Annotated in this window: 10 protein-coding genes; 6 read left to right on the forward strand and 4 right to left on the reverse strand. The window is 51.5% G+C overall.

Features of this window, described 5'->3' with window-relative positions:
* The first annotated feature begins 16 nt into the window (after nt 1-16).
* From FH871_RS18340 to FH871_RS18355, 4 genes are all read left to right on the forward strand, one after another.
* The gene (locus FH871_RS18340) at nt 17-1,525 is read left to right on the forward strand and encodes a RagB/SusD family nutrient uptake outer membrane protein (protein WP_138992870.1); all 1,509 of its coding nucleotides are present in this window, start codon (nt 17-19) and stop codon (nt 1,523-1,525) included.
* A gap of 5 nt (nt 1,526-1,530) precedes the next feature.
* Nucleotides 1,531-2,247, forward strand: coding sequence for a DUF1080 domain-containing protein (locus tag FH871_RS18345; RefSeq protein ID WP_138992871.1), 717 nt, complete (start codon nt 1,531-1,533; stop codon nt 2,245-2,247).
* A gap of 9 nt (nt 2,248-2,256) precedes the next feature.
* Nucleotides 2,257-3,606 (forward strand): Gfo/Idh/MocA family protein, encoded by a 1,350-nt coding sequence (locus FH871_RS18350; protein WP_138992872.1) that lies wholly within the window; start codon nt 2,257-2,259, stop codon nt 3,604-3,606.
* Nucleotides 3,607-3,884: 278 nt separating this feature from the next.
* Nucleotides 3,885-4,679 (forward strand): Rossmann-like and DUF2520 domain-containing protein, encoded by a 795-nt coding sequence (locus tag FH871_RS18355; protein ID WP_138992873.1) that lies wholly within the window; start codon nt 3,885-3,887, stop codon nt 4,677-4,679.
* A 7-nt stretch (nt 4,680-4,686) separates the two neighbouring features.
* Here the strand turns inward: FH871_RS18355 and FH871_RS18360 are convergent, their stop codons facing one another.
* Nucleotides 4,687-5,898: an AGE family epimerase/isomerase gene (locus tag FH871_RS18360; RefSeq protein ID WP_138992874.1), complete on the reverse strand. Its 1,212-nt coding sequence runs from the start codon at nt 5,896-5,898 to the stop codon at nt 4,687-4,689.
* 196 nt (nt 5,899-6,094) lie between these two features.
* Between FH871_RS18360 and FH871_RS18365 the strand changes: the two genes are divergently transcribed.
* Nucleotides 6,095-6,649 (forward strand): HAD family hydrolase, encoded by a 555-nt coding sequence (locus FH871_RS18365; RefSeq protein ID WP_138992875.1) that lies wholly within the window; start codon nt 6,095-6,097, stop codon nt 6,647-6,649.
* Between the two features lie 44 nt (nt 6,650-6,693).
* On the opposite strand, the gene FH871_RS18370 is transcribed toward FH871_RS18365, so the two are convergent.
* Both FH871_RS18370 and ettA read right to left on the reverse strand, forming a co-directional pair.
* Nucleotides 6,694-7,518 (reverse strand): aminotransferase class IV, encoded by an 825-nt coding sequence (locus FH871_RS18370; protein ID WP_138992876.1) that lies wholly within the window; start codon nt 7,516-7,518, stop codon nt 6,694-6,696.
* A gap of 113 nt (nt 7,519-7,631) precedes the next feature.
* The gene (gene ettA / locus FH871_RS18375) at nt 7,632-9,299 is read right to left on the reverse strand and encodes an energy-dependent translational throttle protein EttA (protein ID WP_138992877.1); all 1,668 of its coding nucleotides are present in this window, start codon (nt 9,297-9,299) and stop codon (nt 7,632-7,634) included.
* 71 nt (nt 9,300-9,370) lie between these two features.
* Here ettA and FH871_RS18380 point away from each other — a divergent pair, with 71 nt between their 5' ends.
* Nucleotides 9,371-10,741 (forward strand): DUF349 domain-containing protein, encoded by a 1,371-nt coding sequence (locus FH871_RS18380; protein ID WP_138992878.1) that lies wholly within the window; start codon nt 9,371-9,373, stop codon nt 10,739-10,741.
* Between the two features lie 115 nt (nt 10,742-10,856).
* Here the strand turns inward: FH871_RS18380 and FH871_RS18385 are convergent, their stop codons facing one another.
* Nucleotides 10,857-12,662 (reverse strand): glycosyltransferase, encoded by a 1,806-nt coding sequence (locus tag FH871_RS18385; RefSeq protein ID WP_229317377.1) that lies wholly within the window; start codon nt 12,660-12,662, stop codon nt 10,857-10,859.
* Nucleotides 12,663-12,776: the final 114 nt, after the last annotated feature.

The raw sequence follows: 12,776 nt of genomic DNA on the forward strand, positions 1-12,776 counted from the left end.
GTCAAACTTCTGGAACATGAAACGAATTCTTATACTCGTCTTGCTCATTGCGGTTTCTTTCTCCTGCAAGGAGGAATTTATCGACCTCCAGCCCATTTCGGACATGAATGCGGGCGTATTTTACAAAACCGAACAGGATATGAATCAGGCGGTTATGTCGCCTTATGCGTCGCTGCGGAATGTCTACAACCAGCTTTTTATCTACATGGGCGAGGTTCGTTCCGACAACACGACCTTTTCCTGGGTGCCGGGTGACTCTAAAAACATGACGTCCATCGACAATTTCGGGGATGTGATGCTGTCTGACAATACGTTTGTTCTGAACTTCTGGAACAACGTTTACAACACCATTCTGCGGTGCAACATCGTGCTGGATAAAATTGACGCCGTGCCGTTCAAAGATCCAAAACTGAAAGAGCAGTATAAGGCGGAGGCCAAATTCGTTCGGGCGCTGATGTATTTCTGGCTGGTTCGCGTCTACGGCGATGTGCCGAAAGTCGACAAGCAGTTGTCCGTCTCGGAAGCCTACGCCGTCGGGCGCACATCGACCCAGGAAATCTATGACTTTATCGTCGAGGATCTGAAATTCGCCGAAGCCAATCTGCCGGTTTCGTACGCTACGGTCGACAAAGGACGTGTTACGGTGGGCGGTGCCAAAGGGCTGCTGGCGAAAGTGTACATGACCATGGCCGGTTTTCCCCTGAAAAAAGGCGCAACGCACTACGCCCTGGCGGAAGCCAAAGCCCTGGAAGTGATCAGCATTCCGACCTATTCGCTGGTGCCGGATTACAAGGCGCTGTTCGATGTGAAAAACGAAAACACGGCCGAATCCTTGTTTGAAATTCAATACAAAAAAGGCGGAACCACGACGGGCAGCCCCTGGAACAATGATTTTGCGCCCCGGTTTTCGAACCGGGAAGTGGTTCTGATCGGTGACAAAAGCGGTTTTAATGCGCCAACGCCGTCGATGTCGGCTGCCTACGAAACCGGTGATCCGCGGAAAACCATATCCATGAGCGATAACTACGTGGCGGTGCCGGGTGGCAACACGGTGAACGAGAAATACGTCCGGAAATACTACGACGTCTCGTTTGCGGGCTCCGATAACGATAACAACTGGATTGAACTCCGGCTGGCGGATGTCTATTTGCTTTACGCCGAAGCGCTGGTGCGTCAGGGAAAGCAGCCCGAAACGGCCCTCGTTTATCTCAATAAAATTCGCCAGCGCGCCCGGAACAGCACCGGCGGTTCGGCAAGTATACTGGCTGATTATCCGCCTTTTACTTCCAGTGAAGCGTTTTTACTGGCGATCGAAAAAGAGCGTCGGGTCGAGCTGGCTTTTGAAAATCACCGGTGGTTCGACCTGGTCAGAACGGAGCGGGCCAAAACCGTGATGTCGCAGGAGCAGAAAGAACAGAATGGATTCAACCCGGCTTCGTGGAGCGACAACATGCTGCTGTTTCCGATTCCGTTGTCGGTTATTCAATCGAATCCGGATAAAATCAAGCAAAACCCCGGCTATTGAGACGCATGAAAACACGGACGATACTAGGACTTTTAGGCATTTTGACGCTCGGAATGCTACTGCCAACGACGGTTTTTTCCCAGAAGGCTAATACCTTGACTGCAAAAGAGAAAAAGGACGGCTGGGTTTTGCTGTTCGATGGCACCAGTTCGGCGGGTTGGAAAACGCCTTCGGGAAAGCCGGTTCCGGCGGGGTGGGAAATCAAAGATGGAACGCTGACGGCTAAAAAAGGAGGCAAAGGCGGGGATATTATCAGCGAAAACCAGTATTCGAATTTTGATCTAACGTTTGACTATACCATCGAACCGACGGGCAACAGTGGCGTCAAGTATTTTTACACGAAGTACGAAAAAGGCGGCAATCTGGGCATGGAATACCAGCTTCTGGATGATAAACGGGCGGAAGACAACAAGAAAGAAAACCACCTGACGGGCTCGTTTTATGATGTGATACCGCCCAATGCGGCCCTGAAAAAGGCCCATGAACCGGGTCAGTGGAATACCGTGCGAATCGTTTCCAAAGACAAAAAAGTGGAACATTGGCTGAACGGCGTGAAGATTCTGGAATTTACACGCGGCAGTCAGGCCTTCACGGATGCGGTTGCGCTGAGTAAGTTCAACAAAGCGGAACCTGCTTTTGGGACGGTTGAAAAAGGCCATATTCTGTTGCAGGAGCATGGCGGTGAGGTTTCGTTTAAAAACATCAAAATCAAAGAGTTATAAGACCTGCGCATGGAAAAAAGACGTGAGTTTATCAAGAAAATAGCCGCCGGTTCGGCCAGCCTGGCTGTCGGTGGAACAGCCTTCGGATTCAGTGCCAAGAGTTATAACCGCATCATCGGTGCCAATGAACTGGTTCGGGTGGCTACGATTGGCGTCAACAGCCGGGGAAACAGCATGGGCGGCACCATTGCCGGCCAGAAAAATGCCGAGGTAGCTACGGTTTGCGACGTAGACGAGCGCACCATTCCGAAGGCCATCGCCACCATCAAAAAGGTCAAATCGACGGCCAGCCCGAAATCCGAAAAAGACTGCCGGAAAGTGATGGAAGACAAGTCGATTGACGCAATCTACATCGCGACGCCCGATCACTGGCACGCTCCGCTAACGATCATGGGTTGTCAGGCCGGAAAACACGTGTACGTTGAAAAACCGCTCAGCCACAATCCGCACGAGGGCGAGTTGGCGATTGCAGCCGCCCGGAAATACAATAAGGTGGTTCAGATGGGCGCCCAACGGCGGTCGGCACCGGTTTTGACAGAAGGCATTCAACAGTTGCACAAGGGCATTATCGGACGCGTGTATCTGGCGAAAGCCTGGTACACAAACAAACGCAAAGCTACGGTTTTGAAACCGGGTACGGTTCCGTCCTGGCTGGATTATGAACTGTGGCAGGGTCCGGCTCCGCGCATGCCGTACAAAGAAGGCTTGATTCATTACGACTGGCACTGGTTCTGGCACTGGGGAACCGGCGAAGCACTGAACAACGGCACCCACGAAGTGGATGTAGCCCGCTGGGGATTGAACGTCGATTTTCCGACGCGCGTCACCTCCGTAGGTGGTCGCTACGAGTTCAAAGACGATTGGGAAACGCCCGATACGCAGGTTATTACGATGGATTATCCCGGTCGCGTGTCGCTGATGTGGGAGTCCCGAAGCTCGAACGGCCGGAAAATCGAAGGACTGGATCGGGGTATTATTTTCTACGGCGAAAACGGCAGTCTGGATACCGGTGGCGATAGTTACAAGGTCTACGATCTGGATGGCAAGCTGGTGAAGGAAATAAAATCCGTCGGTGATGGCGAAGGCGATGTGCAGGGACGGAACACGGCCAGCCCGAGTTTGGGCATGGACAATCTCCACGTTGCCGACTTTCTGGACGCAATCAAGAACAACCACCGTCCGAACTGCGATGTGGAACTGGGGTATAAAAGTGTGGTGGCGATGCAGTTGGGCAACATCGCCTGGCGCGTGGGCCGGGATTTGAAAATCGACCCCAAAAACGGCCATATCATTGGTGACAAAGAAGCGCAAAAGCTCTGGAGCCGCGATTACGAAAAGGGCTGGGAGCCGAAAGTGTAAAACAACATCGCAGGTAGTCATCCGGGAAATGAAAGAACGCCCCGATCAGAAAACTACCTGATCGGGGCGTTCTTCTGAGTTTACTATAATTGTGTGTGCATCTAACAGTGTTAGGTTAATTGAATTTTCTGTATTTCATTAGAGCCCAGTGCCGCTCCTTGTATTTAAAACAAAGGCTAATCGCGGGATTGGTAAAAGCTTACTATCTAACAGTGTTAGCTGATAATGAGATAGTTACTATTTTTTCGGATTGGTATACTTAAAACGAAACGGATTGGATGAAACTCTCCTTTATTGGTGCCGGAAATTTGGCCTGGCATTTGGCAATGGCATTCGAAAATGCCGGTAATGTTATTGGTGAGGTGTATAGCCGCGATGAAAAAAATGCCCGGCGACTCATTTCGATGCTGTATGACGCCCGGTTAAATCCTGATCTGAACTTTGCCGAAAGTGAGTCCGAACTATTTGTTCTGGCCATACCGGACGATGCTTTGGAAGAAGTGACCCCCCAGTTGGTGTTGCCCGAAAATGCGCTGGTGGTTCATACATCCGGCAGCAAATCCCTGGAAAGTCTGCGTCAACTGATGGACATTTACAGCGACGTACCGGTTCGGACGGGCGTTTTCTACCCGCTTCAAACGTTTAGCAAAGGCATTAACCCCCTCCCTTTTGAAACCATTCCGCTCTGCATCGAAGCCAGTGACAAGAGCACCGAAAAACAACTCATTGCGCTGGGGCAGGAACTGAGCCAGATTGTGTATCTGGTCAATTCACACGAGCGAAAGGTGCTGCACATAGCCGCAGTATTTGCCTGCAATTTCACCAATTACCTCTTCGGCATTGCCAAAGACCTGACCGATTCCGAAAACCTGGAGTTTGATTTATTGAAACCGCTGATTGAGGAAACCGTTCAAAAAGCACTCGATGCCCGTCATCCGGCCGAGGTGCAAACCGGCCCCGCCCGGCGCGGTGATGTGAATACGCTGAGCCTGCATCGGGCTTATTTGTCGGACAGGCCGGAGCTGTTGCAACTCTACCGGGTGCTGTCGGATGGGATTCAAGCCCGGCGTTGAAACCAACTTAGCGCAACGGGCGACCCAGCCGGGTTTCCATGCGGGGTTTGTCCGTAAGCGCGGCACTTTGTTCTAGCGCCCGCCAGGTTTCGTACAAGCCTTTGACGAGGTGATAACACCCTTTTTCGGGGGTGGCTTTCACCGTCGACACCGGCTCCCCTTTCCGGTCAAGGACGCCGAACCATTCCTTGTTTGCTTTGTCCGGGAAATGTAACCAGGTGTAATCGTGTATCTTCCGAAACCACTTCAGGCAATCGTTTTGCCGCGTGCGGACGTAACCTCTCGAAAAAACCGCCAGCGCTTCGGAGTGAATCCACCATAGCTTCCGGTCCCATTCACTGTATACGCTGGATCGTTCTTTCAAGTCGGCATACTGGAAAAAACCGCCAGCCGGTTCATCCCAGCAAATATCCGCCAGATGAAGCGCCATCTGCATGGCTTGCTGCGCCAATCGCCGGTTGCCGGTCAGATCGGCGGCATCCAGCAGGTAATTCGCAGTTTCAAACCCGTAGCCGCCGTGGAGCCGTCGACCGGTTACACTGTCACAAAAGGAACCGCCCGGCAACACATGTTCCCGCAAAATCGTGATGCGTTTGTCAAAAAACTCGTTCTGAATTTCGCTCAAAACGGTTTCGTACGCCTGTTTATACAAATCCGGGTCCAGTAAAGCACGGGTTTCCAGCAAGGCTTTCAGGAGTAACATCGGTTCGCCGAGGTGTTTAAATTCCCGAAAACCGCCCAGTTGACTTTCCCATTGTTCACGTTGCTTCAGACGGTAATTGACCACAGAGAGCATGGTTTGCCGGGCGAGGCTCGCAAATTTCGGTTCATTCGTAGCCGTATACAGTTGGGCAAAAGCCATCGCGGCCGAGCAATCCGATTCGATGGTCGCGGCTGGTGATACGGCTCTCCCCCGCCGATCGACCACGCCCAGCCAGCGGTTTTCGTGCTGTCCGTAATTCAGCAAAAAATCGGCCCCATGGCGCGCCAGATCGAGCCACAGCGGAATGGCATCGACTTCGTTGTATAAAAAGGCAAAGGCCCAGATTTGCTGCGCCTGAAGTTTAATGACTTTGTCGGTATCGAAGGCTTCTCCCTGATCGGTAAGCGCATTAAAATACCCACCGCAGAGGGTGTCGCGGCTGTGTTTCGTCCAAAATGGAATGATCGTTCGGAAAAGGCTTTCCTGGTACTGAGCAGCCAGTTTACTGAAATCCATTCAATTATCTGCATTCATTGGCATTCCCGAAACTATAAGAAAATCGGAGTAAATGGAAATTAAACCGATTGAACGCGTACTTTCGTCCGTTTTGATGGGAATACGGATTCAACGGATGGAACAGATTTGCGCGGATTAAAATACGTTCGATCCGCCTGATCCGTGTTCCTGTCAAAATTCATTAATTCAAACCGGTATGGATGCTTTACAAGAACGATTTAAACAAATAACTACCTTTATTTTCGACGTCGACGGTGTCATGACGGATGGCAGTGTGAACGCCCTGGAGTCGGGCGAACAATTCCGGACGTTCAATGTCCGCGATGGGTACGCCATCGAGCGGGCGGTTCATTCGGGCTACCGGTTGGCTGTCCTTTCTGCCGGAAGCCAGTTGGGTGTTCGCAAGCGGCTGGAATTCCTGAAAATCAAGGACATCTTCATGGGCGGTCCCACGGAGCAGAAAATTTATGCCTATCTGGGGTATTTAAATCGCGACCAGATCAACGAAGCCGAAGTGTTGTATATGGGCGACGACATTCCGGATTTTCAGGTGCTTTCACGTCCTACGCTGCTGAGCACCTGCCCGGCCGATGCCGCCGATGAAATCAAAGCGGTCTGTGACTACATCTCGCCCGTGGCGGGTGGCCGTGGAGCGGTTCGCGATGTGATCGAACAGGTGATGAAAGCGCAGGGTAAATGGCTGTCGTGGCTGACGGATGTGGAACCGTTCAAACTGCACAACGAGCGGTAATCAGGACGACAGTACGACGGCACCTGACCGGTGTCGTCGTACTGTCACCAATTCCCGATCAGTTCGTTAAATTCCTCCAGCAAAAACAACGTCCGTTTGCCCGGTTTTCCGTCGGCAATTGTCAACTCGCCAATCTGAACGATGGGCAATACTCTCTTGGTCGAACTGGTTGTAAAGGCTTCGTCAGCGTCGTAGAGATCGGAGAGTAAAACCGGGCGCTCTTCCACCTGAAAATCGTTCTGCGCCAGGTTCATGACGGTTCGGCGGGTGATTCCGTGCAGAATATGCCGGTTGGGCGTAATGAGTCGATCGCCTTTGAAAATGAAGAAGTTGCTGCGGCTCAGTTCGCTAATTTCGCCGTTTTTGTGGTACAACACATCCGACGCCCGCGCCGACCGGATGGCCTGGGCGAGCAGAATGACGCGCTTGTAATCCGTACTTTTGACCTCGGCCATCTCGCGGACGTAGTCGTCCAGAATCACCTTGATGCCCTCTTCAAACTGGCTGAGTGGAGTCGGATGGATTTCCTCCGTGATCATCACCAAGTTGGGATTGACCACGCTGATGCTGTCGGGGCTGTAACCGCCCGTCATTACGAAGCGTATAGCAACATCCGGCAGACTACTTTTATCGACCAACTCCATCACAACCCGGTAGGCTTCCTCTTTTTGAATCGGAACCGGCAAGTGCATTTTGGTGGCCGAGTTCGCAAACCGTTCCCAATACCAGTCCCACTGAAACGGCCGACCGTTGTAGGTTCGGAAATAATCGAACAGCCCGAAGCCGCGCAGCAGTCCGAGGTCGGTGATGCCGAAAGCGATTTGCTCGACGGGGAGAATCGTGCCGTTGAAATAGCCGTAGAGGGCCATAATGATCTAAAAAAGTGATTAGGTGATAAAGCTTTGATAGGAACACGGATTGAAGGGATGTAACCGGTTTTACTCTGTGCTAATCCATTATATCCGTGTTCCTATCAAAATTTTCAAACCAGTTTTTTATACTTAATCCGCTTCGGTGTGGCATCACCGCCCAGCCGCTTTTTGCGGTTTTCTTCGTATTCGGAGAAATTGCCTTCAAACCAGTAGACCTGCGAATCGCCCTCAAACGCGAGGATGTGCGTGGCCACACGGTCGAGGAACCAGCGGTCGTGGGAAATAACGACGGCGCAACCGGCGAAGTTTTCCAGCCCTTCTTCCAGCGCCCGCAGTGTGTTGATGTCCAGGTCGTTGGTCGGCTCATCGAGCAGCAGCAGATTGGCGCCTTCTTTCAGCATCATGGCCAGGTGAACGCGGTTGCGCTCCCCGCCCGACAGGTTGGCAATTTTCTTTTCCTGATCGGAACCCGTAAAGTTGAACCGGCTGACGTAGGCGCGGGCATTCACTTGCTTGCCGCCCAGAATCACCCATTCATTGCCGCCGGCGATGGTCTGAAAAACCGTCTTGTCGCCTTCCAGCCCGTCGTGTTCCTGGTCGACATACGCCCACTTCACGGTTTCACCTACTTCGAACGTGCCGTTTTGAGGTTGTTCTTTTCCGGTGATGAGTTTAAACAGGGTCGTTTTACCGGCACCGTTCGGGCCAATAATACCGACAATACCGCCTTGTGGCAACTGAAAATCAAGGTGTTCGAACAGGAGCCGGTCGCCGAATGCCTTGGCAACGTCGTGCGCTTCAATGACCTTGGACCCCAGTCGTGGTCCCGCCGGAATAAAGATTTCCAATTTGTCTTCTTTCTGGCGGTTGTCTTCACTCAGCAGCTTTTCGTAGGCACCCAATCGCGCTTTCGACTTGGCCTGACGGGCTTTGGGTGCCATCCGGACCCATTCCAGTTCGCGCTGCAACGTCTTTTGCCGCTTTGATTCCTGCTTTTCTTCTTTGGCTAAGCGGGTTTGCTTCTGATCGAGCCAGGATGAGTAATTTCCTTTCCAGGGAATGCCTTCGCCCCGGTCCAGCTCCAGAATCCAGCCCGCGACGTTATCCAGAAAATACCGGTCGTGCGTTACGGCGATGACGGTTCCGGCATACTGGCGTAAGTGTTCTTCGAGCCATAGCACGGATTCGGCGTCGAGGTGGTTGGTCGGCTCATCCAGCAGCAAGACATCGGGTTGTTGGAGCAACAGGCGGCAGAGGGCCACCCGGCGTTTTTCCCCGCCCGATAAATTCGCCACTTTCGCATCCGAAGGCGGGCAACGAAGGGCGTCCATGGCTTTTTCGAGCCGGTTATCCAGTTCCCAGGCATTCAGGTGGTCGAGTTTCTCCTGTACCTCGCCCTGTCTGGCAATTAGTTTATCAAAATCAGCGTCGGGATCGCCGAACGCTTCATTAATCTGATCGAATTCTTTCAGCAGATCCACCGTTTCCTGCACGCCTTCTTCGACGATTTCCTTCACGGTTTTGGTTGGATCGAGCTTCGGTTCCTGCTCCAGCATGCCCACCGAATAACCCGGCGAAAACACAACGTCGCCCTGAAAGTTCTTGTCAATACCGGCAATGATGCGCAATAGCGTCGATTTACCGGAACCGTTCAAGCCTAAAACACCAATTTTTGCACCGTAAAAAAAGGAAAGGTAGATATTCTTTAGGATTTGTCGGTTTGGCGGAATAATTTTACTGACACCCGCCATGGAAAAAATGATCGTTTCCTGACTCATTGGTTTGATTACTTTTTTAGGTGGCAAATATCAACAATTAAACCCATAGCTTAGTCTTAAAGAGTAAAATAATGGAACAAGCTCAATTGGTAGACGAATACGGTTACGTCAAAGACGGAAAGGTATTCTTATCGAGCTACCTCAGCTATCCGGACCGACAAATCGGTGAAGTGAAACGCACAGAACAGGAAGCGCTCGATTATTTCAAAAATAGGTTTACAATTGCCGAAAACAAAGTAAACCAGTTAGAGCAGGAAGTTGAGGAGGCCCAGAACAAAGGGTCGTACCTGACGAAACTCGTTCAACTGCGGAAAAAATTACTGAGTTTCGACGCGATTGGAAATTTCATTCCGCTGCTGAACCGGCTCGACGAACAGGAACAGGTTCTGGTCGAACTGATTCGGACGAACCAGCTCAAAAATCTCGAAATCAAGCACGCTTTGCTGGCAGAAGCCGAACAGGTTGCCGACAGCACTGAATGGCGTGAAACGGCCGAGAAGTTACAGGAGATCAAGCTAAAATGGATAAAAACCGGGCCGGTTGATAAAGAACTGGACGAAACCATCGAGACGCGTTTTAGCGATACCCTCGATGGCTTTTTTCAGCGTCGGCGCGAATTCTTCAATGAGCAAAACAAGGTGATTCAGGAGCGCATGGATCGCTATGATAACCTGATCTGGCAGGCCGAACGGGCCGTTCGGAGCATTTACGAAGCCGACCGCAGTCGCCCCTTCAAGCGCGACGGCCTGGAAGGCGAAGCGCTCGAACGGGCTAATGTCGCCGAAGAACGGTACATGAAAGTGCTGACAGAAGCCTATCACCTCGTTCGGAATCTGAACAACGACTGGAAAGAGGTGGGCGAAGTGCCGATCAAAAAATCCGGAAAAATTCTCAAAAAATACCGCCGGGCCACCAAAACCATCTTCGACCGCTACAACCTGGCGCGCGGAATCCAGCCGAAAGTTCGCATCGACCCACGCGTGGAGCAGCAAATGAAAATGGCCGACGAAGCCGAAAAACTGGCGAAACAGTCGAACATTCCGGCGGCTGCCGACCGGGCCAAAGAATTGCTGAACCAGTGGAAGGAAATCAAGATTCCGTTCAAACTGGTCGATAAAGCGGTTTCGGAGCGTTTCCGGTCGTCGTGTGACAAGATTTTCGAATTGAATTATCTGGAACGCGTCATTAGCCGCAAGTACCCGGCCTTCGAATTAAAAAGCCGCTCCGAGCAGATACGTACGAAAGTTCGGGAACTGGAGTATCTGGTTCGTCGCGAAAAAAGCGATCTGGCCATGTCGATGAGCAGCATGGATACCATGGGACGTCCCGGCAACGAAGATGCGGACAAAATGATGATGAGCAAAATGAATACGCAAAAACGGAAAATTGCGATGAAGGAACAGATACTGAGTGAGTTCAACAAAGAACTGAGTCAATACTAAGATAGAATAAAGAGAAAAGACAAGAGAGTAAAGAATTCCATTCCGGGTTTCTTTACTCTCTTGTCTTTTAAGTATAGATCAGTCTTTACTCTCTTGTCTTTCTCTAACTTCTCAATCACGGTTTTCGGCGTTTTAGCGCCAGATCATGAGCGGTGTCGTAATAGGAACGCAGGTTGGTCCAGTCGAAGACTTCGGCGATGTTTTCAACGCGGTTGCGCTGGGTAATCCGGTCGCGTTGTGAAAGACGGACGAAGCGGAACATGATGTTGGCGAGTTGATCGGCGGCTTCGTTGAAGGTTTGCGTTTTCCGGTTCACGACGTAAATGCCCCGGTTTTCGTAATCCCGCATGATTTGCATGATGAAATCGCCAAAACCGGACAGGTCGCTGGTGACAGTCGGAATGCCCCGAACAACGCATTCCAGGGGCGTGTAGCCCCACGGTTCGTAGTAGCTCGGGAAAACGCCGAGGTGACAACCCCGCACAAACTGGCCGTAATCGAGCCCGAACAACGGATTGGTCGAGGAAATGAAATCGGGATGGTAAACGACTTTCACCCGGTCGTGGGCATTGTTGATCAGTTGAACCTGCCGGATGAACCGCACCATGTCGTCTTCTTCAACCAGATCGTGGGTCACAAACGGCGGCAGTTGCTTGGTCTTGAAGCTCTGAATGGTTCGCCGGAGCCGGAGCCGCCAGTATTCATCCACAAACTGATTCAAGTCGGGCAAATTGATGTCTTCGCCGGAAGCCGCATTCAAAAATAACTTATCACCGAGTTGATTTTCAATGGCTTTACAAGTTTCCTGAATCTCGTCCAACAGCGCGCGGCTGTGCAACACGTCGGGGTTGATAGACTTGAAGGGCTGCTTGGTAATCATGAACATAACGACGGTCATGTCCATATTGGCCTCGCGCATTTTCCAGTTCAGCCGGGCGAGTGCTTCGAGCGTTATGTCATAGCCTTTGTTGCTGAACTCAAACCGGCCTGAGGTGAAAAAATACAGGGTCTTTTCCAGATCGAATGAATAACTCTGGAAGAAGTGACCCATGATAAACTCATGAATCCGCTCCTTGAACTTGACGTGCAGATTCTGGAATTCGTGAACTGCCGTAAACCGAACGATATTTAACCCGTTGGGCAGAATCAGGTCGGGAACGCGGCCCAGAAACACTTCACATTCGCGGGCCGTAACATCGCTGACGGTTGTGAAAACGTGGGAAAGCTGGGCCGAAAGCCGCTCGATGGTTGCCTGAGCCTCGATGTTATAGTGTTTGGCTTCGCGCTGCCAGTCGAAAAACGGCAGTTTGCCGTAAAAACCGGATTCATTCTGCGCCAGATAACGGCCGAGCATGGTAGCATGGGTGGTGAAAACCGTTGCGACCTTCACATTGTCTTTCCGCAAATCGGGCAAACCACTGCTGGCCATCCACTCGTGAAAGTGAACCACAATATCGACGTGCTTAGCACTTTCGGCGGCCAGTTCGGTCAGGAAAATGCGGACCAGCTCGCCAAAGCCAACCACCTGATTGACCAGCTCTTCCACGCCCAGCGTCGAAATCTGGTGGCGCTCCCAAAGCTGGAATTTCACTTGGTCGATGGCCGTTCCAAGGCTTGCAATACCGAAAAGAACCACGCGCGGTTTGCCCGTAATAAGCCAGTGACCATATTGAACATCCAGCCCCCGCGAGCGCATGTTCAGTACAACGCGGCCAATTTCGGTGCCGTCGTCGTGCATAATCGGTTCAAATTCAACGGCGGCCCGTTGTGGAAAATACGGGCCCAGCAGGATGTAGTCATTATCCCATTTCTCGACCATCGAAGGCACCTTCGACCGGATGACGGTATAAATACCGCCGACCTGGTTACAAACTTCCCAGGCCACTTCAATCAGTAATTTTCGCTTAGATGCAGAGAACATCGATTCCAATGCCATACAATTTGTTAGGGTGGCTAGCCTGCCTTATTCAGTCGGGAAAGGCGATTCGCGAGGTGATTTTACTACTTTTACACTAACTTTCAAATTATCAATTCG

It is taken from the genome of Larkinella sp. C7 (assembly GCF_006149005.1).
Lineage (GTDB): Bacteria > Bacteroidota > Bacteroidia > Cytophagales > Spirosomataceae > Larkinella.